Here is a 26,602-nt window from a genome sequence, read left to right on the forward strand (position 1 = left end):
CATGGCGATTGTTGGATTAGGCACTGATATTGCCGAAATAGAAAGGGTCGATAAGGCCCTTTCTCGTACTGGTGAGACCTTTGCAAAGCGTATACTCTCAGAGCAAGAGTGGGGTAAATTTACCGAAACTAAGCAGAAAGGCCGTTTGCTAGCAAAGCGTTTCGCCGCAAAAGAAGCTGCCTCTAAAGCGCTTGGAACTGGCATTGCTTGTGGTGTCACTTTTCATGATTTTGTGATCAGTAATGATGAAAGAGGCAAACCCATACTGATTTTACAGAACCGAGCCGCTGAGCTGGCCCAAACAATGGCGGTGTCTCATATCCACCTAACCATTGCTGATGAACGTCACTATGCGGTGGCTACTGTGATTTTTGAATCCAATTAACCCTCACTGAGTGTGATGAACTGTTTAGACTCAGTGAGCACTTTTTCCATTTCATCTTGCAGTTCAAAAAGCTCTGGTTCAATGTCATCTTGGCTGCTCCCTGAGCGCAGAGCTTGCTCAATGGTTTGGCATAGCTGCTTTAGCCTTGGTACTCCACAATATGAGCAACTGCCGTGTAATTTATGGATGTAGTGGCACAGCTCATCTATTGTCAGTGATTTTTCGTTCAACGCTGTTTCGACTTGGGCGTCTACCTCGGGAATAAAGTCGATTAACATCTGTAACATCTCTTGGGCAAGATCTTCTTTTCCTGCGGCTTGCTTCAAGGCGACTGTCCAATCGATCGTGTGTTTGGATATGTCTGGTGTTGGTAATGTATCTGGCGCGCGGTTAGTTACTTTTTCAACCAATGCGGTTGAGGTATAAGGGTTCCAGTGCGTCAATACTTGCTGCAAAATGTGCTCTTCAATAGGCTTAGTAAGGTAATCATCCATGCCCGCATCCAGTAGCCTTTCTCTCTCTCCGCTCATTGCATGGGCTGTAACCGCAATAACGGGGGTTTCTGCGTTAAGGGCCAGCTTATGAATTTCTTGACAGGCTGTGACTCCATCCATCTGTGGCATTTGAATATCCATCAGAATAATATCAAATTTGGTATGCGTAGCTTGCTCAACAGCTTCGATACCACTGCTGCACGAAATGACGTTATTGACACGCTCTTTGAGTAGGGCGGTAATGAGTTTAAGGTTGGCCGGGTTATCGTCCACTGCCATAACGGTTAAAGGCAGAGACTCCATATCAGAGACGGTTGTAGCCTCGTTTGTGTGCTCTAATAACGCTGGGGTAGAAATAAGCGCATCCAGAAGTTTTCGCTTCGACAGCGGTTTAGCTAAACACATGGCAGCACCTGAGTGGATCAGTTGTTCAGAAAGTGCTAACTCAGTACTTGGTAAGCCCACTAACACTCGCTCACAATGTTGTTCCGCTTTAGTGACGACATTGATGATGATTTCAGAATCCAGCTGACTACTTGGACTTAGATTGATTAAAGCAAAGTCGTGATGTTCTACTTCATCAGGCATCACAGAGCGGTAAGTCACAAACAAGCCTTCACGAATTAATTGCTGCTGGATAATCGAGGCCGACTGCATATTTGGCTCGATTAATAACAGTTTCTTATTATGCAGAATTTGATTATCAATTGGCTGAGATAGTGGTAGTTCGGTAGTGTTTAAACGAATACCAAACCAGAAAGTAGAGCCTTGGTGAAGGCGACTGGTTAAGCCAATTTCGCCACCCATTTGAGAGACGAGTTTTTGAGTGATCACAAGGCCCAATCCTGTACCACCATAGCGGCGAGAAATACTGGCATCCGCTTGACTAAAGGCTTGGAACAGCTGCGCTTGTTGGCGCTCTGAAATACCAATACCAGTATCTCGAACCACAAATTGAAGCTCGACATTGTCATCACGTATGCTTTTCAGTTCAACGGAGATATCAATGTTGCCACGCTCGGTAAACTTAATGGAATTACCAATGAGGTTGGTCAGAACCTGTTGAATACGCAGTGGATCCCCAATTAAGCCCGGTGGAATTTTAGGATCCACTTTTAGGGTGATTTCTAATCCTTTTTCGTGGGCACTTGGCGCTAATAAGCTAACGACTTCATCTAACGAGTCTTGGAATTCAAATGGAATATTTTCCAGTAGTAGTTTACCCGCTTCTAGTTTCGAGAAGTCGAGAATGTCATTAATGATGGTCAGTAAGTTATTGGCTGAACGCTCGATGGTTTGCAGGTAATCTTGTTGGCTTGCCGATAAACGAGTTTTGAGCATTTGACGTGTAAAGCCAATGACACCATTAAGTGGCGTACGTAGTTCGTGTGACATGTTGGCCAAAAACTCGGATTTTACACGGGCCGCTTCTTGTGCGCGTTTTTTGGCAATATCTAACTCAACGTTTTGGATCTCTAACTGTTCTAGTGTTTCTCGTAAATCAGAAGTCGCTTGGTCGATACTTTGTTGCATTTCGACATGGTATTCAGATAGGGAAATTGCCATGGCGTTAATACCATTTTTTAAGGTATCTAGTTCACCATGTAATTTTCCCTCAATCCGTACATCCAAATGGCCGCGCCGGATCCTATCGACCACACTAACCATGTGAGAAATTGGCTGGGTGACATCCTGCATTAAGCGGTATGCAAACAAACCGGATAGACTCATGCCGAGGATCAAGACCACCAGCGCGGCAAAAATCTCTTGGTATTGCTGCAAGCGAACGGAAGACAAATCCAATTCAATAGCAATGTAACCCAGTGCTTGGTTGGCGGTTTGTGGGCTGCCAAAAGGGGTAGTGAATTGGCCTTCGGCTAAAATGGGGGCTCGTAGAATGAGTACATCATCATGCAAACTGATGTCCATTAACAAAGGAATGGCTTTGTCTTTAGGAAAAGTCAGCATTTCAAAATTGGGGTGAAAATTTGAAGTTACAAACAACTCATGGCGAGCATCGAACACGGCAATACTGCGCACGATTTGAGAATGTTTACGGTGGGCGTAGCTAATGAGCCTTCTTACCGCTTCACGACTTTGCTCGGTCATGCCGTATTCACTGGAAATTGCCAGTGGCTCGATAATACTTGTTCCAGTCGAAATCAATTGAGATTCGAGATCTTTATAACGGTTCATGGTGAAAAAAGCACTTAATAACAAACCGATAATAAGAGTTGGAGCTAGAGTTAGCGTGATGACGCGCGCGCGTAAGCCGTACTTGGTCATGATTCTCTTAATTGCAAAATTAATGTTCTGTGGGAAAATGGCTACTTGTTCAGTCGCTAGCTTAATCAAGTAATGATGATTCGACAATCAATCAATGCTTGAACAGTGAATCAATAGCGCACTTTGAGATGTAAAGCTTCTAAATGACAGAAGCAATTAAACTGTAGGTAAACACTGTTATGGCACGCTTTTTCAAGCCACAAAAACGCACCACTGTAGATAAAAAACACAAAGCAATAATGATCGAGCGTTTGGATCATGCAGGTGCAGGCATTGGTTTTCTTGATAAGAAACTTATTTTTGTTGATGGTGTGTTGCCCGGTGAAAAAGCGGTGGTTCAGTTAACAGAGCAAAAGAAAAGCTACGCAAAAGCCAAGCTGATAAAGCTGCAATCTCAAAGTAATGAGCGTATTGAGCCATTTTGTCAGCATTATCGCCAGTGCGGTGGCTGTAACTTACAGCACCTAAGCCACGAAGGGCAGGTTGCGGCAAAAGAAGCATCGTTAGCGGAGTTAATGAATAAGTTTGCAGGTGCCGATTTAAAACAAGCTGAGGCGATTGTGGCTGGCGATAAAGGCTATCGTCGACGTGCGCGTTTTAGTTTGATGTTTGATAAAAACACCAAGCAACTGAAAATGGGTTTTCGTAAAAAGCAAAGCAAAGAGATTGTCGATGTACGTCATTGCCCTGTTTTAGTGCCGTCTTTGGATGAGCTGTTAAATGAACTTTATGCCCTGTTAAGCCAGCTAAAAGCCTATAAAGATCTTGGGCATGTTGAGCTTGTTGAAGCAGAAAATGGTCGCGTTTGTTTACTGCGTCATTTAAAGCCGCTGAAAGAGCAAGATAAAACGGCATTATTGAATTTTGCCCAACAGCATGATCTGATTTTGTATTTAGCATCATCACCAGAACACTGTGAACGTGTGGTTGGGGATGAACCTTACTATTCAATGAATGGAGCAAAGCTGAACTTTTCTCCACAAAACTTCATTCAGGTAAATAAAACCGTGAATGAAAAAATGGTCGCACAAGCTCTGCAATGGTTAGATGTTCAAAAGGACGATCGTGTTTTAGATTTGTTCTGTGGCTTAGGTAACTTTAGCTTGCCTTTGGCCCAAAAAGCGTCGGCTGTGGTTGGTGTTGAAGGGGTTGATGAGATGGTTGAGCGTGCGACTGAGAATGCGAAACAAAATCAGTTATCTAACGCTGAGTTTTACCAAGCAGATTTAGAGCAAGATATAACCAACCAAGTGTGGGCAAAGGCCAAATTTTCAAAAATATTACTCGATCCGGCACGAGCAGGGGCTGCCGGGGTCATGGAATATGTGGCAGAATTAAATGCTCAATCAGTTGTTTATGTTTCTTGCAACCCTGCGACGCTGGCACGAGATAGCCAAGTATTATTACAACGCGGGTATAAATTACATAAGTTAGGTATGCTTGATATGTTCCCTCATACAGGGCACTTGGAATCCATGGCACTTTTTGTCAAACAAGCAGCCAAATAAACACCTTTAAAGAAAACAGGATAGAAGACATGGTCGCGGTTCGCGGTGCACACTTAAAGGAAAATGAGCAATTCGAGCTTCAGGGCTGGATTGATAGCTTAGGTCAAGATGCGAAAACATCACAGAAGCTGAGTAAGGTTTATCAGTATTGTGAAACGCTTACAAATGGATTGGATCTAGGGCCGTTGCTGTTGTGGCGAGGACGAGAAATGATCGAAATCCTCATTACTTTAAGCATGGACCGTGCGACGTTGATGTCAGCTCAACTCTTTCCGCTGGTCGCTGGTGGCGTTTTGGATCGCGAAGAGCTTACTGAGCAGTACGGCAAAGAAGTGGCTAAGTTGATTGATGGTGTTGATGAAATGGCTGCCATTGGTCACCTTAATGTGACGCAAGACGGAACAGCAACGTCGTCTCAGGTGGATAACGTTCGTCGAATGTTGCTTTCTATGGTTGATGATTTCCGCTGTGTGGTGATTAAGCTGGCTGAGCGTATTTGTAATCTACGTGAAGTAAAAAATGAGCCTGATGAAGTACGTCAAGCCGCTGCAAAAGAGTGCGCAAATATTTATGCGCCACTAGCAAACCGTTTAGGTATTGGTCAGCTGAAGTGGGAAATTGAAGATTACGCGTTCCGCTATCAGCATTCGGACACCTATAAGCAAATTGCTAAGCAGTTGTCTGAGCGACGTATTGTACGTGAGCAGTACATTTCTGATTTTGTTACTGATCTGTCGGATTCAATGTCAAAATCGAACATTGATGCTGAAGTGAGCGGTCGACCAAAACACATCTACAGCATTTGGCGAAAAATGCAGAAAAAAGGCTTAGCGTTTGATGAGCTTTTTGATGTTCGGGCAGTGCGAATTATTGCTGCGCAATTGCAAGACTGTTATGCCGCACTAGGTGCTGTTCATACGAAATATCGTCATTTACCAAGTGAATTTGATGACTATGTGGCTAACCCTAAGCCAAACGGCTACCAGTCTATCCATACCGTAGTGTTAGGGCCTGAAGGCAAAACCATTGAAATTCAGATCCGTACTAAGCAAATGCACGAAGAATCTGAATTAGGGGTGGCAGCTCACTGGAAATACAAAGAAGGCTCGACGGCGGGTCGTAGTGGCTACGACGAGAAAATCACTTGGCTACGTAAACTGTTGGATTGGCAAGAAGAGATGTCGGATTCTGGTGAAATGCTGGATGAGCTTCGTAGCCAAGTGTTTGATGATCGCGTGTATGCCTTTACACCTAAAGGGGATGTGGTGGACTTGCCAACAGGGTCAACGCCTTTGGATTTTGCATACCATATTCACTCAGAAGTTGGGCATCGTTGTATCGGTGCGAAAGTTGGTGGTCGTATCGTGCCATTTACCCATGTACTGAAAATGGGTGATCAAGTTGAAATCATCACGCAAAAAGAGCCAAACCCTTCTCGTGACTGGTTAAACCCGAGCTTAGGTTTTGTGCATTCTGGGCGTGCTCGTGCCAAGATCAATGCGTGGTATCGTAAGCAGGGCCGTGAGAAAAACCTCGTTGCAGGTAAAGAAATTCTTGAAAATGAATTAGCGAAAATTGGTGCCACGTTAAAAGACGCGGAAGAGTACGCATTAAAACGATTTAACGTAAATACACCGGATGAGCTGTATGCTGGTGTCGGCAGCGGTGACTTGCGTATTAATCAGATTGTTAATCACATTAATGCGCTAGTGAATAAGCCAAGCGCAGAAGAAGAAGATCAGCAGTTATTAGAAAAGCTGCAAGAGTCGGAAGCGAAGACCCCAGCAGCCAGCAAACCACAGCGCGATGCTGTTGTGGTTGAAGGGGTGGATAACTTGATGACTCACCTTGCTCGTTGTTGTCAGCCAATTCCTGGTGATGGTATTTCAGGTTATATCACTCAAGGGCGTGGTATTTCTGTTCATCGCAGCGATTGTGAGCAACTGGAAGAGCTTCGTCATCACGCACCAGAGCGTATTATAGATACGGTGTGGGGGGGCGGCTTTGTAGGTTCTTACATTTTAACTTTACGTGTTACAGCCATGGAACGGACAGGTCTACTAAAAGATGTTACGACGTTACTGGCCAACGAAAAAATAAAAGTCTCTGGTATGAAGAGCAGAACAGACTATAAAAAACAGTTGTCAGTAATGGACTTTGATTTAGAGGTCACCAATATTGATATTCTGAGTCGGGTGATCACCCGAGTTGAACAAATCAGAGACGTAGTGACAGCACAGCGTTTAGGTTAGGGCTGCTCTTATCACATAACAGAAGCCAGTAAGTGCATCACTTGCTGGCTTTTTTATTGGATCAACAGTAGGAATGAAAATCTTACATCATAAGCTCCCAGCATATTGTGATAAACAAAATTAACTTTGAGGATAAATAGATGACCACACAAACATCTTTGGATGAATTACTTTCAATTATGTCAGCACTACGCGATGAAGAGTCGGGTTGTCCTTGGGACAAAAAACAAACCTTTGACACTATTGTGCCGCATACCATCGAAGAAACTTATGAAGTGGTGGATGCCATTGAGAATAAAGATTGGTCAAACCTGCAAGAAGAATTAGGAGATTTACTCTTCCAAGTTGTGTTTTACAGTCAATTAGCGAAAGAAAAAGGGCTGTTTGACTTTAATGATGTGGTTGAAGGGATCAATGAAAAGTTAGTCCGTCGTCATCCTCATGTTTTTTCAGATGCTGAGTTTGAGAGTGATGAAGCAATTGCCGCTAACTGGGAAGCTGAAAAAGCCAAAGAAAAAGCACAGAAAAATAAGCAAGAGTCCGATGATAGTATTCTTAGCTCGATTCCAAAGGCATTACCTGCGCTTTCAAGAGCAATAAAACTGCAAAAACGGTGTGCTAAGTTTGGTTTTGACTGGGAAACGCTTGGTCCAGTTGCGGATAAAGTACGTGAAGAAGTGGATGAAGTGCTAGATGAAGCGCTGAAAATCGACCCCGCAGAACAAAAAATAGAAGAAGAGTTAGGGGACTTATTATTTGCTACAGTTAATATGGTTCGTCATCTAGGCCAAGACCCGGAATCAGCGCTTCGTAAGGCTAATAATAAGTTTGAACGCCGCTTTCGAGGGGTTGAAAGTTTAGTGGCAGCGCAAGGAAAAGAGCTACAAGATTGTACTTTAGATGAGCTGGATGCCGAATGGGAAAATGTGAAACGTGTTGAGCGGAATTGATTTGAAGCAAAAAATAAATCAGATAACTGTGATACTTTTCACGTTGTGGCGATAAGGTGGATCTGGTATATTTATTTCCCGTCCAGATAATTTCCATTTTAACCCTCATTAAACCAACTTCAGGTTACGTATGACGACGAATTACATTTTTGTTACTGGCGGGGTTGTATCCTCTCTAGGTAAAGGTATTGCAGCAGCATCATTAGCGGCTATTTTAGAAGCACGTGGCTTAAAAGTCACAATGATGAAGCTAGACCCATACATCAACGTTGACCCAGGCACAATGAGCCCAACTCAACATGGTGAAGTATTCGTCACGGAGGACGGCGCTGAAACTGATCTAGATTTAGGTCACTACGAGCGTTTCATTCGCACCAAGATGACTAAGCGTAACAACTTTACGGCTGGTCGTGTTTACGCAGACGTACTTCGTAAAGAACGTCGCGGTGATTACTTAGGTGCAACTATTCAAGTTATTCCTCACATTACTAACTCAATCAAAGAGCGTGTTATTGCTGGTGCCGAAGGCCACGATATTGCGATCGTTGAGGTTGGTGGTACGGTTGGTGATATCGAGTCTCTACCATTCATGGAAGCGATTCGCCAGCTAGCAGTAGAGCTTGGCCGTGAGCGTGCAATGTTCATGCACCTAACATTAGTTCCTTACCTAGCGGCAGCAGGTGAAGTGAAAACTAAGCCAACTCAGCACTCTGTAAAAGAGCTTCTGTCTATTGGTATTCAGCCAGACATTCTTGTTTGTCGTTCAGATCGTAACATTCCTGCGAATGAGCGTAAGAAAATCGCATTGTTCTGTAATGTTCAAGAAAATGCTGTTATTTCTATGCGTGACGTAGATTCTATCTACAAGATCCCACAATTGATCAAAGCGCAAGGCACTGATGATCTTGTTTGTAAGCGCTTTGGTATTACGGCTCCTGAAGCTGATCTATCTGAGTGGGAACAAGTAATCTACGAAGAAGCAAACCCGACTGGTGAAGTAACTATCGGTATGGTTGGTAAATACATTGAATTACCAGATGCGTACAAGTCGGTGAATGAAGCTCTGAAACATGCAGGCTTGAAAAATCGTCTAAGCGTCACAATTAAATATGTAGATTCACAAGACGTTGAATCTAAAGGTACTGAAGTACTTGAAGGCCTAGACGCAATTCTAGTTCCTGGTGGCTTTGGTGACCGTGGTGTTGAGGGTAAGATCTTAGCAGCACAATACGCACGTGAAAATAAAGTTCCTTACCTTGGTATTTGTTTAGGTATGCAAGTAGCGTTGATTGAATACGCTCGTAATGTTGCCGGTATGCAAGGTGCTCACTCAAGTGAATTCTCGAAAGAGACGAAATTCCCAGTTGTTGGTTTGATCACTGAGTGGGTTGATGGTGAAGGTAAAGTTGAAGAGCGTACGGAAGAATCTGATCTGGGCGGTACAATGCGTTTGGGTTCTCAGCTTTGTCATTTAGAAGAAGGCTCAAAAGTACGTGAGCTATACGGCAACGCAACGATTCATGAGCGTCACCGTCACCGTTATGAAGTGAACAACGTGCTTCGTCCACAGATTGAGAAAGCGGGCTTAAAAGTGTCTGGTTTGTCTGCGGATAAGAAGTTAGTAGAAATTATTGAAATCCCGAACCACCCATGGTTTGTAGCATGTCAATTCCACCCTGAATTCACATCAACACCTCGTGATGGCCACCCATTATTCGAAGGTTTTGTGAAAGCAGCTGGTGAAAATCAGCGTGGTGATTTGGATAAATAAGAATTCTAAGTAGCGGTGAATACTGCATTCACCGCTGCCTGTTAGCTTTTAAATTCAAAATAGTACGAGAGGAAACACAATGTCTAAGATCGTTAAAGTTCTAGGTCGTGAAATCATCGATTCACGTGGTAACCCAACAGTTGAAGCTGAAGTTCACCTAGAAAGCGGTTTCGTAGGTATGGCGGCAGCTCCATCTGGCGCATCTACTGGTTCTCGCGAAGCTCTTGAGCTACGTGACGGTGACAAAACACGTTTCCTAGGTAAAGGTGTTCTTAAAGCTGTTGAAGCTGTAAACGGCCCAATCGCTGAAGCGCTAGTTGGTAAAGACGCGAAAAACCAAGCAGAGTTAGATCAAATCATGATCGAGCTAGATGGTACTGACAACAAAGCAAACTTCGGTGCGAACGCTATCCTAGCTGTTTCTCTAGCAAACGCTAAAGCAGCAGCTGCTGCTAAAGGCATGCCTCTTTACGCTCACATTGCAGAGTTAAACGGTACTGCTGGTCAGTTCTCTATGCCTCTACCAATGATGAACATCATCAACGGTGGTGAGCACGCTGATAACAACGTTGACATCCAAGAGTTCATGATCCAGCCAGTTGGCGCTAAGACTCTTAAAGAAGGTCTACGTATCGGTGCAGAAGTATTCCACAACCTAGCTAAAGTTCTTAAGTCTAAAGGCTACAGCACTGCAGTTGGTGACGAAGGTGGTTTCGCTCCTAACCTTAAGTCTAACGCTGAAGCTCTAGAAGTTATCGCAGAAGCTGTTGCCGCTGCTGGTTACGAACTAGGTAAAGACGTTACTCTAGCTATGGACTGTGCTGCATCTGAGTTCTTCGACAAAGAAGCTGGCATCTACAACATGAAAGGCGAAGGTAAGACTTTCTCTTCTGAAGAGTTCAACCACTACCTAGCTGAGCTAGCTAACCAATTCCCAATCGTTTCTATCGAAGACGGTCTAGACGAGTCTGACTGGGATGGCTTCAAGCACCAAACTGAGCTACTAGGTGACAAGCTTCAACTAGTAGGTGACGATCTATTCGTTACTAACACTAAGATCCTAGCTGAAGGTATCGAGAAAGGCGTAGCTAACTCTATCCTTATCAAGTTCAACCAAATCGGTTCTCTAACTGAGACTCTAGCTGCAATCAAGATGGCTAAAGACGCAGGTTACACAGCTGTAATCTCTCACCGTTCTGGTGAAACTGAAGACGCAACTATCGCTGACCTAGCGGTAGGTACTGCTGCAGGTCAAATCAAAACTGGTTCTATGAGCCGTTCTGACCGTGTTGCTAAGTACAACCAGCTAATTCGTATCGAAGAAGCTCTAGGTGAAAAAGCACCTTACAACGGTCTTAAAGAAGTTAAAGGTCAAGCTTAATCTTTCTGAAGATAAGTTTGATAACTAGTTAATTTCTAGTCTTAATAAAAAACCGTCTCACTGAGACGGTTTTTTTATATCTATTGATTTATCCGTTATCATCCCTACCTTTCGGCTAGTCAGCTGCCGGACTTTATGGGATTATTACGCCCTGCGTCTTTATGCGAAATTAACTCGTATTTGATGTGTCTGTTCGACCTTTTCTTAACCAATACCACTACGCTAGTACCAGTTCGAATGACGGTATGAGTTTTATTTGGAGTCAATATGCGTCTCTTTGCCCTAATGTTGTTAGTGATACTTGGCTGGCTGCAGTTTACCTTCTGGTTTGGTAAAAATGGCTTTGGTGAGTACACCAATGTGCAAAAGGATGTTGAGATCCAAAAGCAAGTAAATTCAGGCTTAAAAAAACGTAATGATCAGATGTATGCTGAGATCCATGATTTAAAGCAAGGGCTTGAAGCAATTGAAGAACGAGCTCGTCATGAACTTGGTATGGTAAAAGAAGGTGAAACCTTTTTCCGAGTTATTGGTGGTTCACAAGATAATTAAAAAGCGAATACTATGAGTCAACTAACTCAACCTATAGCGGTTGTGGTGCCTGCTGCTGGTGTTGGTAGCCGAATGGAGGCAGACCGCCCTAAGCAATATTTAACGATCCACGGACAAACGATCTTAGAGCATACTGTCGAGCGTTTGTTGTCTCATTCTATGGTGGATCGGGTGGTGATCGCGATTAGCGCGACGGACCCTTATTTTCCTTCTTTGCCTCTGAATACAAATGCTCGGGTAAGTGTTGTTGAAGGAGGAAAGGAAAGGGCTGATTCTGTGTTGGCTGGTCTTGATTACTTAAAACAGCATTATGATTATGCTTGGGTCATGGTTCATGACGCTGCTAGACCTTGTTTGCGTTTAAAAGACATGGATGCGCTGATTACAGAAAGCTTTGATAATCATATTGGTGGAATTTTAGCTGCGCCAGTACGGGACACAATGAAACGAGGTAATGGGGGGGGTGGGATCGCGTCAACCGTTGAGCGGAATGATTTGTGGCATGCATTAACACCACAAATGTTTCCACTACCAAGCTTATACAATGCATTAAGTTCGGCGTTAGAGAGTGGGGTTAACGTGACGGATGAAGCCTCTGCATTAGAAGCTGTGGGTATGGCCCCTGCATTAGTTCGTGGTCGTGCAGACAATATTAAAATCACTCAACCAGAAGATTTAGCACTGGCTGAGTTCTATTTACAACGATTAGATAAGGAAACAACATGATTCGAATTGGACATGGCTTTGATGTGCATAAATTTGGTGGTGAAGGCCCTGTTATCATCGGTGGTGTTGCTGTTCCTTATGAGCAAGGTTTATTAGCTCACTCAGATGGTGATGTGGCTCTACATGCGTTATGTGATGCCTTATTAGGTGCCATCGCAGAGGGTGATATTGGTCGTCATTTCCCGGATACTGATGATAAATGGAAAGGCGCAGACAGTCGTGAGTTATTAAAAGATGTCTATCGTCGAGTGAAAGAAAAGGGTTACCAGCTAGGTAATGCTGATATTACGATTATTGCCCAAGCACCTAAAATGGCACCTCACATTGAGTCAATGTGCCAAGCGATAGCGACGGACCTTGATACCACGCTTGATAATATAAATGTGAAAGCCACCACCTCTGAGCGATTGGGCTTTACGGGTCGCAAAGAAGGTATTGCCTGCGAAGCGGTTGTTTTATTGACTAAGGTTGCTTGATATGTCAGATATTATGAACGAATTCACTTGGCTAAACGGTCAGCCTGTGAGCCAAGGAAAAATAAAAGTTCTACCACAGGACTTTGTGGTTAAAGAAACACTTGGTTTTGATTTTACTGGTGAGGGTGAGCACTTTATGGTGCGCATTCGTAAAACAGGTGAAAATACAAAATATGTCGTTAATGAATTGGCAAAGGCATGCGGAGTAAAATCTAAAAATGCAAGCTGGGCAGGTTTAAAAGACAGGCACGCCGTAACAGAGCAGTGGTTAAGTATCCACCTTCCAGGGCAAGATGATCCTGATCTTACTGAGTTTGTTGCCTCACATCCTGGGGTTGAAATTTTAGCGACTGCTCGTCATAACAAAAAACTGCGTCCAGGTGATTTGCAAGGAAATAAATTTGAGCTGCGTTTAACCGAAGTCTCTGATGTAGAAGATGTTGTTAAACGTTTAGAACACATTGCAGAGTCTGGCTTACCAAACTATTTTGGCGCTCAGCGTTTTGGCCATGATGGAAATAATGTAACGGAAGCTCGTCGTTGGGGGCGTGATAATGTTCGCACTCGTGATAACAATAAGCGCAGTTTCTATTTATCTGCGGCTCGCTCGTGGATTTTTAACCATGTGCTTTCACAACGTCTTGAACAAGGTACTGCTTCTACTGCACTCGTTGGGGATTTATTACTTGATAGCAACGAGCGCTTAGTGGTAGTTACCAGTGACAATCAGTCTGAACTACAAGCCCAGTTAGAGCAAGGTAGCGTACAGGTAACAGGACCTTTAGCTGGGGATAATGAGTTAACGACTCAGGGCGATGTTGAAGCACTAGAACAGCAAATTTTGGATTCAGAACCCGATTTGATGAAGCTGATTCGAGGCAACCGAATGAGACAAGAGCGCCGCTCATTAACGTTAAAACCACAAGGGCTGACGTGGCTGGTGGACGGAAATAGCATCACGTTGAAATTTGCATTACCAGCGGGTTGTTTCGCAACGGCTATTGTGAGGGAGCTGATCGAAGAGCAAGCTGTTGAACCTCACTACGCTCAATAATGGCAGAACAATTGAAACGAAAGTCAGCATGTATGGGTAAGCGTATGAAAATTTTATTAAGCAATGATGATGGTGTCTTTGCCGAAGGCATAAATACATTGGCTAATAAGCTATCAAATATTGCTGACGTTGTTATGGTTGCGCCTGATCGGAATCGTTCCGGAGCCTCGAACTCGTTGACCCTCGAAAATCCACTACGGGTTAGGCAGGTTGAACATAATATATATTCAGTTCAAGGGACTCCAACAGATTGCGTGCACTTTGCTCTGAATGAGTTAATGAAAGATGATTTACCCGATTTAGTAATTGCTGGGATTAATCACGGCGCAAATTTAGGTGATGATGTTCTGTACTCTGGAACCGTCGCCGCAGCTATGGAAGGGCACTTTCTAGGGGTGCCTGCGATTGCTGTGTCTTTAGTTGGCCGCTGTCATTTTTCTACCGCAGCAGACGTGATTTGCTCTTTAGTGTCCAATCTTGAACATAAGCCATTGCCGATTAATCGAATCTTAAATGTGAATGTTCCTGATTGCACACCTGAAGATATGGCGGGTTGGCAAGTAACACGTTTAGGTGCTCGTCATCATGCGGAAGACATGATTAAGCAGCAAGATCCAAGAGGACACACTGTGTATTGGCTAGGTCCTCCTGGCCAGCGACAAGATGCTGGCCAAGGAACGGACTTTTATGCTGTTGATCATAAATTTGTGTCCATTACACCATTATTAGTAGACCTAACAGCTCATGAATCGCTAACAACGGTAGAGCAGTGGTTGAATGATTCGGAGGTGAGTTAACGATGTTAGGGAACCAAGCGGATGCCTTAATGGGGTTTTTACGTCTTCAAGGCATAACAGATGAATCGGTGCTTGAAGCCATTCGAGTTTTACCGCGTCATGCTTTTGTCTCTGAAGCCATGGCCCATCAAGCTTATGATAATAATGCGCTACCCATCGGAAAAGGGCAGACGATCTCTCAGCCTTATATTGTGGCAAAGATGACGGAGTTACTTGAATTAACTCCGAAAAGTCATGTATTAGAAATTGGCACAGGCTCTGGGTTTCAGACTGCGGTTCTTGCTCAGCTGGTTGATCATGTCTATTCCGTTGAGCGAATAAAATCTTTACAATGGGATGCTAAACGCCGACTGAAACAGCTTGATATATATAATGTTTCTACTAAACACGGTGACGGTTGGTTAGGGTGGAGCAGTAAAGCACCTTACGACGCCATTATCGTGACAGCCGCTGCGGCTCAAATCCCCCAAGAGTTATTAAATCAGTTGGCTGATGGTGGCTGTTTAGTTATTCCTGTTGGGGAAGATATTCAGTATTTGAAAAAAATTGTGCGACAAGGTGATGAGTTTATCGTTCAAGATGTTGAGATGGTAAGGTTTGTTCCCCTTGTAGCGGGTGAATTAGCGTAAAGGTAATATTTGTGGCTGTCCGTACCAATCGTTTTTTACAATCGACACTAGCAACATGTATCGTAGGTTTTTTAAGCGCCTGCGCTTCAACGGAACCTGCTCCAGTTTCCAGTGTGACCCCGGATTATGAAACGGTTGAACGTGGCAGCTATCGTGGCAGCTATTATAAAGTGAATAAAGGCGAAACACTGTACTTTATCGCTTATGTTACAGGAAAAGATGTCAAAGACTTGATTGCCTATAATGGTCTTCAGGCTCCTTATACGATTTATCCTGGGCAAAAGATTAAGCTCTGGCGCCCTAAATATATTCCGCCAGCATATGGTCAAAACGGAAAGCTGACCAATACAAAAGAGCCAACAGTTGTCACTGGTAAGACTTCTCCAACAAAAGTCACTACAGCACCAGCTGTGGTCACTGCGCCTGTTGTTGTTACTACTCCAAAAGCAGTACCCACTAAGCCTCCTGTAAGCACTAAGGCCCCTGCTTCTACAGCCAAAGTGGACTCACCTGTGAAAGCGCCAACATCAGCTGAGCAAAAAACAGTCAATAAAACAGTTGATCAACCGAAATCAAAAGAGTACTCTCAGACTAAAGAAAGTAAACAGAATGTTAAAACTGTAACTAGCGGTAAAACTGAAACCGTCGTCAAACCTAAAGCAAAGCCGTCACAATCCGATAAAGTTGATAGCTGGTTATGGCCAACTAAAGGAAGAGTGATTTCTAAGTTCTCAAATGCAGAACAAGGAAACAAAGGGGTAGATATTGCAGGGCAGCGAGGACAGGTAATTGTTTCAACAGCACCAGGAACCGTTGTTTACTCGGGCAATGCACTACGAGGTTATGGATATTTAATCATCATTAAACATAATGACGATTACCTCAGTGCTTATGCTCACAACGAACGTTTGTTAGTCAAAGAAGGCCAAAAGGTAAAAGCCGGGCAAAAAATAGCCACCATGGGCAGTTCTGGTACTAACAGTGTTCGTTTACATTTCGAAATTCGCTTTAAAGGTAAGTCTGTGAATCCACAGCGTTACTTACCATGACAACTGGAATAATTAGGGACGACATATCTAAGTTGTAATGTCTTGCTAGCTCGCCATGGGGAGGCACTATGAGTAAAAGCAACGCAGTAACTAAAGTCGAAGAGTTTGATTTATCAGCAGCAGAACTCGAAGCAACCAGGGATTCTTCTCATGAAATAGCAGAAGAAGAAAAAACAGATTTTGTCGCATCGCAAAAAGCATTAGATGCTACTCAACTTTACCTTGGCGAAATTGGTTTCTCACCGCTGTTAACCGCTGAAGAAGAGGTTCTATACGCTCGCCGCGCTTTACGTGGTGATGAGGCCGCTCGAAAACGTATGATTGAAAGTAATCTACGTTTAGTCGTGAAAATCTCTCGACGTTACGGTAATCGTGGTCTTGCGCTACTGGATTTGGTGGAAGAGGGTAACCTTGGCCTGATTCGTGCCGTAGAAAAATTTGATCCAGAACGTGGCTTTAGGTTTTCAACCTACGCGACATGGTGGATACGTCAGACCATTGAGCGTGCCATCATGAACCAAACCCGTACCATTCGTTTGCCAATTCATGTTGTAAAAGAACTTAATGTTTATCTTCGTACTGCCCGTGAACTTGCTCAAAAGTTAGATCATGAACCAACGGCAGAAGATATAGCCCTTCAATTAGATAAACCTGTTGATGATGTTAACCGCATGCTGCGTCTTAATGAGCGTGTCAGCTCGGTTGATAACCCAATTGGTGGTGATTCGGATAAAGCATTACTTGATATCATTCCTGACGAAAAACATTCTGATCCAGAAACATCGACTCAGACGGATGACATTAAAAGCTCCATTGTACATTGGCTTGAAGAGCTAAACCCAAAACAGCGTGAAGTGCTGGCAAGACGTTTTGGCTTACTTGGTTATGAGGCGTCAACTTTAGAAGAGGTGGGGAGTGAAATTGGTTTAACACGCGAACGTGTGCGCCAAATTCAAGTCGAAGGGCTACGTCGCTTACGAGACATCTTAACTCATCAAGGTTTGAGTATTGAGTCTCTCTTTAATGTGGAAGCGTGATTCTATTATCGAAAAATAGAATATACCTAATAAAAGAAACAGGGCTTAGATAGCCCTGTTTTTGTATATATAGCTTGTGATATTTAGAGTAGCTTCTTCAATCGGTATAACTCGTCTAATGCTTGACGTGGTGTTAAGTCATCAGGGTTAATACCGGCTAGTGCTTCTTCCACCTCGGTTGGCTCAGGAAGTAGAGTCAGTTGTTGTTCTACAGGTTGAGTTGGTTCAAGAGCTTGCTGATGCGCCGCGTTCTCTAATTGATGCAGTTTCGCTTTGGCTTTTTTTATCACTGACTTGGGTACGCCAGCTAAGGCTGCCACCGCTAAACCATAGGATTTGCTAGCAGCTCCTTCTTGTACAGCATGCATAAAGGCAATTTCATCACCATGCTCAACCGCGTCTAAATGGACATTGGCTAAATGCGGTAGTAAGTTTGGTAGTTCTGTTAACTCGAAGTAATGAGTGGCGAATAACGTCATTGCTCCGACTTTTGTTGCCAGCCATTCAGCACTTGCCCAGGCCAGTGATAAGCCATCGTACGTGCTGGTTCCTCGGCCAATTTCATCCATTAATACTAAGCTGTGTTCTGTCGCATTGTGTAGGATATTGGCTGTTTCCGTCATTTCTACCATGAACGTTGAGCGACCCGATGCTAGATCGTCTGAAGCGCCAATACGGGTGAAAATACGATCAATTGGGCCGATTTCCACAGATTCGGCAGGTACATACGATCCAACATGAGCCAGTAGAGCAATCAGCGCGGTTTGTCTCATGTAGGTGGATTTACCACCCATATTGGGGCCTGTGATGATCAACATTCGTCGATCGGTTTGTAAGTCTATTGGGTTAGCAATAAAGGGCTCATCCATAACTTGTTCTACAACAGGGTGTCGTCCAGCTTGGATTTTGATCCCCGGCTCCGAGCATAGTGTTGGACGGCAATAATTCAGAGTATCTGCACGCTCTGCTAAGTTCGCTAGTACATCAATTTCAGAGATGGCAGCGGCTGCATTTTGTAGTTGCTCTAAATGAGGCAGAAGAAGATCAAACAGCTCTTCCCATAGCTGCTTTTCTAAAGCCAGTGCTTTTGATTTTGAGTTGAGGACTTTGTCTTCATGCTCTTTTAGCTCTGGAATGATATAGCGTTCCGCATTTTTGAGTGTCTGACGGCGAACATAGTGTGGCGGCACTAAGTGACTTTGCCCACGGCTTACCTGAATGTAGAAACCATGAACATTGTTGTAACCGACTTTTAAACTATCGATGTCGTGACGTTCACGCTCATCGGCTTCTAGCTTATCTAAATACTGAGTTGCACCATCAGCAAGATCACGCCATTCATCCAATTCTGCGTTGTATCCGTCAGCCAAAACTCCGCCGTCACGGATCACAACGGGTGGGTTTTCTTTAACGGCTTGTTCCAGTAACTGACAAACATCGTCGATAGGTGACGATGCATTGGTGAGTTGTGATAGATGCGACTGAGATAATTCAGAGAGCAGAACATTTAGCTCTGGCAGTTGCTGCAGTGCGGTACGTAAACGAGCGAGATCTCTTGGACGTGCTGAACGAAGTGCTAAACGAGCCAAGATACGTTCAATATCACCAATTTGTTTCAATACTGGCGTAAGCTCACTGTAGAGTGCTGTCTCTTTTAATTCCGTAATGGCATCAAGGCGTTGATTAAGCACATCTTGAGTACGCATTGGTTGATGTAACCAACGTTTTAACAAGCGGCTACCCATGGCAGTGGCTGTTTTATCAAGCACTTCTGCAAGGGTGTTATCATAGCCACCAGAAAGATTTTGGCTGATTTCTAGGTTGCGTCGGGTCGCTGCATCTAGAATCACCGAGTTGTCTTGACGATCCATGGTGATCGAGCGAATGTGAGGCAGAGCTGTACGTTGGGTGTCCTTTACATATTGGATAAGGCAGCCTGCAGCACATAAGCCAAGCTCTGCGTGGTCGACGCCAAAACCGATAAGATCTCGAGTGCCGAATTGCTGTGTTAATTGCTGACGAGCAGTGTCAATTTCAAACTCCCACACAGGGCGTCGACGATTACCGTGACGGTTTTCTAGTAAGCGTACAGCTTCAAAATCTTCAGGAAATAGCAGTTCAGCAGGAGTTGTTCTCTCAAGCTCTGCTTGCATCGCTTCTTCGGTGGCAGGCTCTGAAACTTGAAAGCGCCCAGAGGTAATATCAAGAGTGGCGTAGCCAAATTTACCTGCCTGGTAATAAATGGCGGCGACCAAGTTATCATGGCGCTCTTGCAGTAAAGCCTCATCACTAACAGTACCTGGAGTGACAATACGAACCACTTTTCGCTCCACAGGACCTTTGCTAGTGGCAGGGTTACCAACCTGCTCGCAAATAGCAACGGATTCACCTTGTTGAACCAGCTTTGCTAGGTACCCTTCTACGGCATGAAAAGGCACACCAGCCATTGGAATCGGCTCACCTGCAGAAGAACCTCGCTTAGTTAAAGAGATCTCCAGTAACTGTGAAGCACGTTTAGCATCATCATAAAAAAGCTCATAAAAGTCGCCCATGCGATAGAAAAGAAGAATATCTGGATTTTCTGCTTTTAGCCCAAGATATTGCTGCATCATAGGGGTATGTTTTGTCGTTGCTTTCACAGTCACAAATTATCCTAGTGGTTGGTGTTCAGTTACTCGTAGAATGGGCTAAGGATACGTGAAACCCCTCTGATGGCAAAGGGTAGAAATAGGAATTAATGGGTAGAAAATTATGATGACAGAAAATCGGCTGGAAAAGTGTTATGGATTAGCGACAGAGTTGGGGAATCGGCTTAAAGCCAAAGGCTGGATGATGACCAGTGCCGAATCTTGTACGGGAGGTGGGGTGGCGTATTGCGCGACAGAAATAGCAGGGAGTTCTCAGTGGCTTGAACGCAGTTTTGTGACCTACAGTAATCAATCCAAACAAGAAATGTTGGGAGTGCAAACTTCCACTTTGGAAAAGTACGGTGCAGTGAGTGAAGCTGTGGTTTCCGAAATGGCCACTGGTGCCTTGAAACATTCTGGTGCCCAAGTGAGCGTTGCAATTAGTGGTATTGCTGGCCCCGGTGGTGCGACAGAGACCAAGCCCGTAGGGACTGTGTGTTTTGGCTGGGCGGATATCGATGGCCAGTTATTAGTGGAAACTCATTATTTCATCGGTGATAGAAAACAAGTGAGAGAGCAGGCAATAGAAACCGCTTTGCAAGGATTAACTCAATTATTGGAATAGATGTTATTGATTGCAGATGCGGTGATAATCACTTAATTGAAAAAAAACTTTGTACAGGTATAGACACTGTATGAATAGACAGTATACTTAATTCAATCAAAGTTACTGACGTTTTGTTCTGGAGACATTAATGGACGACAACAAACAAAAAGCACTGGCAGCGGCACTCGGTCAAATTGAAAAGCAATTTGGTAAAGGCTCTATTATGAAGCTGGGTGACAACCGTACTATGGATGTTGAAACCATTTCAACAGGTTCTCTATCACTTGACATTGCGTTGGGTGCTGGTGGTTTGCCAATGGGGCGTATTGTTGAAATCTTTGGCCCAGAAAGTTCAGGTAAAACAACGCTAACTTTAGAATTAATTGCAGCAGCTCAACGTGTAGGTAAAACATGTGCCTTCATTGATGCTGAGCATGCTCTTGATCCTGTTTACGCGCAAAAGCTAGGTGTAAACATTGATGAGCTTTTGGTTTCACAACCAGATACTGGTGAGCAAGCGCTAGAAATTTGTGATGCATTGGCACGTTCAGGTGCCGTCGATGTAATGGTTGTCGATTCTGTAGCAGCATTAACACCGAAAGCAGAAATTGAAGGTGAAATGGGCGATAGCCACATGGGTCTTCAAGCGCGTATGCTTTCTCAAGCAATGCGTAAGTTAACGGGTAACCTAAAACAGTCGAACTGCATGTGTATCTTCATTAACCAAATCCGTATGAAGATTGGTGTAATGTTTGGTAACCCAGAAACCACAACGGGTGGTAATGCCCTTAAATTCTACGCATCTGTTCGTTTAGATATCCGTCGTACTGGCTCTGTGAAAGAAGCGGATGAAATCGTTGGTAACGAAACGCGCATTAAAGTTGTGAAAAACAAAATTGCAGCGCCGTTTAAACAAGCTGAAACTCAAATTTTATATGGTCGTGGCTTCAACCGTGAAGGTGAGCTAATTGACTTAGGTGTGAAACATAAATTTGTTGAAAAAGCAGGTGCATGGTACAGCTACCAAGGCGATAAGATTGGCCAAGGTAAAGCAAATGCCGGTAAATTCTTGCGTGAGAACACGGAAATTGCACAAGAAATTGATACTAAGTTACGCGACTTACTGTTAACACCTGCTGTTGAGCAGCCAGAAACAGAAAGTGAGCAAGACGCAATTAAAGATGAAGAGTTTTAATTAAATTCCATCTGCCTCACTTAAAAGCCCTGAGCCTGTGCTCGGGGCTTTGTCATTTATAACGTTTGTATATACTGGGTTGGGTTAAGCAAACCATTCTGTTTTTATACCGCAGTTTGGATGTTGGAAGCTTTGGCTTAGCTCTAAATTTACCGTTAATAAATGGATTCGCGAGCTATTTCCCTTCAAATACGCCTTTTCTGTAAGAAAACTAGTCGAAGCTTTAAGCATGATCTACAATACGGCAAAATTCTAACTCGACTATTTTTCAGGAAGAGCTGCATGTACATGAGCACTGATGAGGTTCGCAACGCGTTCCTTAAGTTCTTTGAAAGCAAAGGACACCAAATCGTAGACAGTTCATCGTTAGTTCCACATAACGATCCAACCCTGCTATTTACTAACGCAGGTATGAACCAATTCAAAGATTGCTTCTTAGGCGCCGAAAAGCGCGCCTACACTCGAGCGACTACGGCTCAGCGTTGTGTACGTGCAGGCGGTAAACACAATGACCTTGAAAACGTAGGTTTCACAGCTCGTCACCACACATTCTTTGAAATGCTTGGTAACTTCAGTTTTGGTGATTACTTCAAAGAAGACGCGATCTCGTTTGCTTGGGAATTCCTAACAGAAACGCTACAGCTGCCAAAAGATCGTCTACTGGTAACAGTGTACGAGACAGATGACGAAGCATTCGATATCTGGAATAAGAAAGTAGGCGTACCTGCTGACCGTATCGTTCGCATTGGCGACAAAGAAGGCGGTAAACAGTTCGAGTCTGACAACTTCTGGACAATGGGTGACACGGGCCCTTGTGGTCCATGTACTGAAATTTTCTACGATCACGGTGAGCACATCTGGGGCGGTCGCCCAGGTACTCCTGAAGAAGATGGCGACCGTTTCATCGAGATCTGGAACAACGTATTCATGCAGTTCAACCGTCACGCAGACGGCACAATGGAAGCGTTACCTAAGCCTGCTGTAGATACGGGTATGGGTATTGAGCGCATCTCTGCAATCATGCAGGGCGTTCACTCAAACTACGAAATCGATGTATTCCAAAAGCTAATCAAAGCAACGGCTGAAACGATCGGTTACGAAGACCTATCAAACCAGTCGCTACGCGTTATTGCTGACCACATCCGTTCGTGTTCATTCCTGATCGCTGATGGCGTTATGCCTTCAAATGAAGGTCGTGGTTACGTTCTACGTCGTATTATTCGTCGTGCCGTTCGCCACGGTAACAAGCTTGGTGCACAAGGCGTATTCTTCCACAAACTTGTGGGTGTATTGGCTGAAGTAATGGGTTCTGCGGCGGATGAGCTTAAGAAGCAGCAGGAGCTTGTTGAAAAAGTACTTCGCATCGAAGAAGAGAACTTTGGTCGTACATTAGATCGCGGTATGGTTATTCTTAACGACGCACTAGACGCACTTGAAGGTAAAGAGCTAGACGGCGAAACCGTGTTTAAACTTTACGATACCTACGGTTTCCCAGCTGACTTAACCAATGATGTGGCTCGTGAGCGTGACTTCACTATTGATGAAGTAGGCTTCGAGAAAGCCATGGAAGTTCAACGTCAACGTGCTCGTGAAGCTGGCCAATTTGGCACTGACTACAACGCAACGATTAAAGTTGAAACTAACACTGAATTCTGTGGTTACACAGGTACAGAAGGTACTGGTGAAGTTTCTGCACTGTTCGTTGAAGGTGAAGAAGTGTCTTCTCTATCTGCTGGCGATAAAGCAATCATCATCTTGGAAGAGACGCCATTCTACGCTGAATCAGGTGGTCAATGTGGTGACACGGGTACGCTGAAAACAGCTTCTGGCCTTTTCAAAGTAGAAGATACTCAAAAGCTAGGCAACGCATTTGCACACCACGGTGAGTTAGTTGAAGGTGTATTCGCGAAAGGCGATAAAGTAGAAGCAATCGTTGATGCTGAGCGCCGCGCGGCTATCTCATTAAACCACTCTGCAACTCACCTATTGCATGCAGCTCTGCGTGAAGTTCTCGGTGAGCACGTTGCTCAGAAAGGTTCTTTGGTTAAACCTGAAAACTTGCGCTTTGACTTCTCTAACCTTGAAGCCGTTACACCAGTACAACTGAAAGAAGTTGAGCGTTTGGTGAATGCACAAGTTCGTAAGAACCACGTGATTGAAACCAACATTATGGACATTGAGTCAGCCAAAGAAAAAGGTGCGATGGCACTGTTTGGTGAGAAGTACGATGATGAAGTTCGCGTACTGTCTATGGGTGAGTTCTCGACTGAGCTTTGTGGTGGTATCCACGCTTCAAACACGGGTGACATTGGTCTGTTTAAGATTACATCTGAAGGTGGTATCGCTGCGGGTATTCGTCGTATTGAAGCGGTAACGGGTGAAGCTGCACTTGATGCTGTTGAAGCTCAGAATAATGCTTACGAAGAGAAACTAGCTGAATCGGCTAAGAAAGCGAAGTCACTAGAGAAAGAAATCCAGCAATTGAAAGACCAGCTAGCTTCTCAAGCAGGTGCTAACCTCGTTAGCCAAGTAAAAGAGCTTGCGGGCGTAAAAGTCTTGGTTGCTCAATTAGATGGCGCGGAAAATAAAGCACTCCGTGGCATGGTTGATGAACTTAAAAACCAGTTAGGCAGCTGTATCATCATGCTAGGTAATGTTAACGCTGGTAAAGTTGGTCTAATTGCAGGTGTGACGAAAGATCTTACTGGTAAAGTAAAAGCGGGCGAACTAGTTAATATGGTTGCTCAGCAAGTTGGTGGTAAAGGTGGCGGTCGTCCTGATATGGCTCAGGCGGGTGGTACTGATGCTGCAGCATTGCCAGCAGCGTTAGCCACTGTAGATGCTTGGGTTGAAGAGCGTCTTTAATTACTTAGAGAAAAGCGCTCAACATATTTAGCCTGTTGAGCGTGAATCTACCAAAATAACCAAGTGGTTTAATTGTGCGGTGTTGACCAAGCAAGTTAGTCACTTGGTTTTTATTATTTTTACTACTGCAAAATAATCATCTCATTGGGTATAAGCAGTACGAATGAGACTAAGATCTCGGGAAGGTGAAGACTGGTGAAAAAGCCCCTTATCGTGCAAAAGTTTGGCGGAACGTCAGTAGGTTCTATTGAAAGAATCCATGCTGTAGCCAAGCACATCATTAAGGCGAAAAATGATGGTAATCAAGTTGTCGTAGTTGTATCTGCTATGTCTGGTGAAACCAATCGATTGATGGGGTTAGCCAAGCAAATAGATGCTGTTCCTACTGCTCGAGAACTTGATGTTTTGCTCTCAGCTGGCGAGCAAGTGTCGATGGCATTATTAGCGATGACGCTAAATAAATTAGGCCATGCAGCTTGCTCTCTGACTGGAGCTCAAGCGAGTATTGTGACGAATGAACAGCACAATGACGCCACGATTACACACATTGATACTGCGACCATTAACCGTTTGTTAGCTCAAGAGCAAATAGTGATTGTTGCAGGTTTCCAAGGGATCAATGAACATGGGGATATCACAACGCTTGGGCGTGGTGGCTCTGACACAAGTGCCGTAACATTAGCAGGCGTGCTATCAGCAGATGAGTGTCAAATCTTTACTGATGTAGACGGAATATATACGTCGGATCCTCGATTGGTTAAGCACACTCAAAAAATGAATGTGATCTCTTTTCAAGACATGCACCACATGGCGAAGAAAGGGGCAAAAGTATTGCAGCTTCAGTCGGTGGATTATGCTTGGCAACATAACGTGCCTTTGCGCGTGCTTTCTTCATTTTCAGGTGAAGAGGGCACATTGGTTACTGAACGTCCAAATAACCCAACACATTCCCGTGGTTTAGCCATACAACAGAATCAATCTTTGCTGCAGTTGTCAGTGAGTGATGCAGAAGTACTACGTACGCAATGTCAGTTGCTAGGGATTAGTTACTGGAATGTGATCACGCATGCAGATTCAGAATACTGCGTGGTTGCAAATGATTGTTTACCGCATTTGAATCTAGTTTTTGCTGATAAAATACGAGATATTGAAGCGGTATGTACATTGACCTTAGTGGGGCATGAAGTTGAAGGAATAGCTGAAAAAGCTTGTGATCAGCTTTCCACCAAAGGCATTACAGTGCGTCAATCACAACAAAGTGAACGATACATATCCATATTGATTAATGCTGCAGATTTGATTGAAGCGGCTAATTATTTACATGAAACATTTGTGGTTTCGGTTAAATCTCTGGATAATGCCGAACTTATCGCTGTTTCTTGATCAGTGCCGGTTACAAGCGTGTAACCTTATATTGGATATGAAACATTAATTCTTGACTGAGATGACTCAAGGAGCACTCGAATGCTAATTCTTACTCGTCGCGTAGGCGAAACATTAATGATCGGTGATGAAGTTACCGTAACTGTTTTAGGTGTTAAAGGTAACCAAGTTCGTATTGGTGTAAATGCGCCAAAAGAAGTTTCTGTACACCGTGAAGAAATCTATATGCGTATACAAGCTGAGAAAGGTGCTGACGCTCCTGCTCAGGGTAACTACTAATTTGTATACGAAAGGTCAGCATCCAGCTGACCTTTTGTTTATGTGCAGTTCAACTTTCCTCGTAATAATGAGTTGTTTTTTACTTGTTTTGTTTGTTTTTAACGCGTTTTGATTGAATTGCACGCGGTTGGGATTATTTCGGGTATTTTTATCAAAAAAAGTTTGACATATTTTTGGTAAACCGTAATATGAGCCCCCGCAAGACGGTGAGGTGGCCGAGAGGCTGAAGGCGCTCCCCTGCTAAGGGAGTATACGGTTTATCCCGTATCGAGGGTTCGAATCCCTCCCTCACCGCCATT

At 44.0% G+C, this 26,602-nt stretch carries 21 protein-coding genes and 1 tRNA gene; 20 read left to right on the forward strand and 2 right to left on the reverse strand.

The window, feature by feature from the left end; genetic code table 11:
* Window position 1 precedes the first annotated feature (1 nt).
* A complete protein-coding gene (acpS, locus tag MHO82_RS19590; protein WP_239186643.1) occupies window positions 2-385 on the forward strand; it encodes a holo-ACP synthase in 384 nt (127 codons plus the stop codon).
* Here acpS and barA read toward each other — a convergent pair.
* Complete coding sequence (gene barA / locus MHO82_RS19595) at window positions 382-3,165, reverse strand: two-component sensor histidine kinase BarA (protein ID WP_239186645.1); 2,784 nt, start codon at window positions 3,163-3,165, stop codon at window positions 382-384. The genes acpS and barA overlap by 4 nt on opposite strands.
* A 179-nt stretch (window positions 3,166-3,344) precedes the next feature.
* On the opposite strand from barA, the gene rlmD reads away from it, so the two are divergent.
* The 13 genes from rlmD (at window position 3,345) to rpoS (ending at window position 17,347) form a co-directional block, all read left to right on the forward strand.
* The gene (gene rlmD / locus MHO82_RS19600; RefSeq protein WP_239186647.1) at window positions 3,345-4,673 is read left to right on the forward strand and encodes a 23S rRNA (uracil(1939)-C(5))-methyltransferase RlmD; all 1,329 of its coding nucleotides are present in this window, start codon (window positions 3,345-3,347) and stop codon (window positions 4,671-4,673) included.
* Window positions 4,674-4,702: 29 nt separating this feature from the next.
* Window positions 4,703-6,925 carry a GTP diphosphokinase gene (relA, locus tag MHO82_RS19605; protein WP_239186649.1) on the forward strand — a complete coding sequence of 741 codons (2,223 nt, stop codon included), beginning with the start codon at window positions 4,703-4,705 and terminating at the stop codon, window positions 6,923-6,925.
* Window positions 6,926-7,065: 140 nt separating this feature from the next.
* Window positions 7,066-7,875, forward strand: a complete 810-nt coding sequence (gene mazG, locus MHO82_RS19610) for a nucleoside triphosphate pyrophosphohydrolase (RefSeq protein ID WP_239186651.1) — start codon at window positions 7,066-7,068, stop codon at window positions 7,873-7,875.
* 130 nt (window positions 7,876-8,005) lie between these two features.
* Complete coding sequence (locus tag MHO82_RS19615; protein ID WP_239186653.1) at window positions 8,006-9,646, forward strand: CTP synthase; 1,641 nt, start codon at window positions 8,006-8,008, stop codon at window positions 9,644-9,646.
* Between the two features lie 79 nt (window positions 9,647-9,725).
* Window positions 9,726-11,027, forward strand: a complete 1,302-nt coding sequence (gene eno, locus MHO82_RS19620; protein WP_239186655.1) for a phosphopyruvate hydratase — start codon at window positions 9,726-9,728, stop codon at window positions 11,025-11,027.
* A gap of 267 nt (window positions 11,028-11,294) precedes the next feature.
* Window positions 11,295-11,579 (forward strand): cell division protein FtsB, encoded by a 285-nt coding sequence (gene ftsB, locus MHO82_RS19625; RefSeq protein ID WP_239186657.1) that lies wholly within the window; start codon window positions 11,295-11,297, stop codon window positions 11,577-11,579.
* 12 nt (window positions 11,580-11,591) lie between these two features.
* Complete coding sequence (ispD, locus tag MHO82_RS19630) at window positions 11,592-12,305, forward strand: 2-C-methyl-D-erythritol 4-phosphate cytidylyltransferase (protein ID WP_239186659.1); 714 nt, start codon at window positions 11,592-11,594, stop codon at window positions 12,303-12,305.
* Entirely contained in the window at window positions 12,302-12,781 is a 480-nt protein-coding gene (gene ispF / locus MHO82_RS19635) for a 2-C-methyl-D-erythritol 2,4-cyclodiphosphate synthase (protein WP_239186661.1), read from the forward strand. Before ispD ends, ispF begins: the two co-directional genes overlap by 4 nt.
* 1 nt (window position 12,782) lies before the next feature.
* Window positions 12,783-13,835, forward strand: a complete 1,053-nt coding sequence (gene truD / locus MHO82_RS19640; RefSeq protein WP_239186663.1) for a tRNA pseudouridine(13) synthase TruD — start codon at window positions 12,783-12,785, stop codon at window positions 13,833-13,835.
* Between the two features lie 44 nt (window positions 13,836-13,879).
* On the forward strand, window positions 13,880-14,632 hold the full coding sequence (surE, locus tag MHO82_RS19645) for a 5'/3'-nucleotidase SurE (protein ID WP_239186665.1): 753 nt from the start codon (window positions 13,880-13,882) through the stop codon (window positions 14,630-14,632).
* A 2-nt stretch (window positions 14,633-14,634) separates the two neighbouring features.
* Window positions 14,635-15,261, forward strand: a complete 627-nt coding sequence (locus MHO82_RS19650; protein ID WP_239186667.1) for a protein-L-isoaspartate(D-aspartate) O-methyltransferase — start codon at window positions 14,635-14,637, stop codon at window positions 15,259-15,261.
* A 59-nt stretch (window positions 15,262-15,320) separates the two neighbouring features.
* Window positions 15,321-16,310, forward strand: a complete 990-nt coding sequence (locus tag MHO82_RS19655) for a peptidoglycan DD-metalloendopeptidase family protein (protein ID WP_239186686.1) — start codon at window positions 15,321-15,323, stop codon at window positions 16,308-16,310.
* A 68-nt stretch (window positions 16,311-16,378) separates the two neighbouring features.
* Entirely contained in the window at window positions 16,379-17,347 is a 969-nt protein-coding gene (gene rpoS / locus MHO82_RS19660) for an RNA polymerase sigma factor RpoS (protein WP_239186669.1), read from the forward strand.
* A gap of 83 nt (window positions 17,348-17,430) precedes the next feature.
* Here rpoS and mutS read toward each other — a convergent pair whose 3' ends face one another.
* A complete protein-coding gene (gene mutS, locus MHO82_RS19665) occupies window positions 17,431-19,992 on the reverse strand; it encodes a DNA mismatch repair protein MutS (protein ID WP_239186670.1) in 2,562 nt (853 codons plus the stop codon).
* A 124-nt stretch (window positions 19,993-20,116) separates the two neighbouring features.
* On the opposite strand from mutS, the gene MHO82_RS19670 reads away from it, so the two are divergent.
* From MHO82_RS19670 to MHO82_RS19695, 6 genes are all read left to right on the forward strand, one after another.
* Complete coding sequence (locus MHO82_RS19670) at window positions 20,117-20,599, forward strand: CinA family protein (protein WP_239186689.1); 483 nt, start codon at window positions 20,117-20,119, stop codon at window positions 20,597-20,599.
* A gap of 130 nt (window positions 20,600-20,729) precedes the next feature.
* Entirely contained in the window at window positions 20,730-21,776 is a 1,047-nt protein-coding gene (recA, locus tag MHO82_RS19675) for a recombinase RecA (RefSeq protein ID WP_239186672.1), read from the forward strand.
* A 282-nt stretch (window positions 21,777-22,058) separates the two neighbouring features.
* Window positions 22,059-24,641: an alanine--tRNA ligase gene (alaS, locus tag MHO82_RS19680; protein WP_239186674.1), complete on the forward strand. Its 2,583-nt coding sequence runs from the start codon at window positions 22,059-22,061 to the stop codon at window positions 24,639-24,641.
* A gap of 195 nt (window positions 24,642-24,836) precedes the next feature.
* Window positions 24,837-26,024: an aspartate kinase gene (locus tag MHO82_RS19685; RefSeq protein WP_239186677.1), complete on the forward strand. Its 1,188-nt coding sequence runs from the start codon at window positions 24,837-24,839 to the stop codon at window positions 26,022-26,024.
* An 81-nt stretch (window positions 26,025-26,105) separates the two neighbouring features.
* Complete coding sequence (gene csrA / locus MHO82_RS19690; RefSeq protein WP_239186680.1) at window positions 26,106-26,303, forward strand: carbon storage regulator CsrA; 198 nt, start codon at window positions 26,106-26,108, stop codon at window positions 26,301-26,303.
* 205 nt (window positions 26,304-26,508) lie between these two features.
* Window positions 26,509-26,600: transfer RNA gene (locus MHO82_RS19695), tRNA-Ser, on the forward strand.
* Window positions 26,601-26,602 lie beyond the last annotated feature (2 nt).

The sequence above is a fragment of the Vibrio sp. Of7-15 genome (assembly GCF_022347565.1).
In the GTDB taxonomy this organism is placed as follows: Bacteria; Pseudomonadota; Gammaproteobacteria; order Enterobacterales; family Vibrionaceae; genus NORP241.

What these genes read in the sequence shown, in the direction of transcription:
- relA (WP_239186649.1), top strand. Translation starts at nt 4,703, where the DNA reads ATGGTCGCGGTTCGCGGTGCACACTTAAAGGAAAATGAGCAATTCGAG.
- surE (WP_239186665.1), top strand. Translation starts at nt 13,880, where the DNA reads ATGAAAATTTTATTAAGCAATGATGATGGTGTCTTTGCCGAAGGCATA.
- rpoS (WP_239186669.1), top strand. Translation starts at nt 16,379, where the DNA reads ATGAGTAAAAGCAACGCAGTAACTAAAGTCGAAGAGTTTGATTTATCA.
- ispD (WP_239186659.1), top strand. Translation starts at nt 11,592, where the DNA reads ATGAGTCAACTAACTCAACCTATAGCGGTTGTGGTGCCTGCTGCTGGT.
- truD (WP_239186663.1), top strand. Translation starts at nt 12,783, where the DNA reads ATGTCAGATATTATGAACGAATTCACTTGGCTAAACGGTCAGCCTGTG.
- MHO82_RS19615 (WP_239186653.1), top strand. Translation starts at nt 8,006, where the DNA reads ATGACGACGAATTACATTTTTGTTACTGGCGGGGTTGTATCCTCTCTA.
- eno (WP_239186655.1), top strand. Translation starts at nt 9,726, where the DNA reads ATGTCTAAGATCGTTAAAGTTCTAGGTCGTGAAATCATCGATTCACGT.
- mazG (WP_239186651.1), top strand. Translation starts at nt 7,066, where the DNA reads ATGACCACACAAACATCTTTGGATGAATTACTTTCAATTATGTCAGCA.
- ftsB (WP_239186657.1), top strand. Translation starts at nt 11,295, where the DNA reads ATGCGTCTCTTTGCCCTAATGTTGTTAGTGATACTTGGCTGGCTGCAG.
- ispF (WP_239186661.1), top strand. Translation starts at nt 12,302, where the DNA reads ATGATTCGAATTGGACATGGCTTTGATGTGCATAAATTTGGTGGTGAA.
- recA (WP_239186672.1), top strand. Translation starts at nt 20,730, where the DNA reads ATGGACGACAACAAACAAAAAGCACTGGCAGCGGCACTCGGTCAAATT.
- rlmD (WP_239186647.1), top strand. Translation starts at nt 3,345, where the DNA reads ATGGCACGCTTTTTCAAGCCACAAAAACGCACCACTGTAGATAAAAAA.
- MHO82_RS19650 (WP_239186667.1), top strand. Translation starts at nt 14,635, where the DNA reads ATGTTAGGGAACCAAGCGGATGCCTTAATGGGGTTTTTACGTCTTCAA.
- barA (WP_239186645.1), bottom strand. Translation starts at nt 3,165, where the DNA reads ATGACCAAGTACGGCTTACGCGCGCGCGTCATCACGCTAACTCTAGCT.
- csrA (WP_239186680.1), top strand. Translation starts at nt 26,106, where the DNA reads ATGCTAATTCTTACTCGTCGCGTAGGCGAAACATTAATGATCGGTGAT.
- alaS (WP_239186674.1), top strand. Translation starts at nt 22,059, where the DNA reads ATGTACATGAGCACTGATGAGGTTCGCAACGCGTTCCTTAAGTTCTTT.
- acpS (WP_239186643.1), top strand. Translation starts at nt 2, where the DNA reads ATGGCGATTGTTGGATTAGGCACTGATATTGCCGAAATAGAAAGGGTC.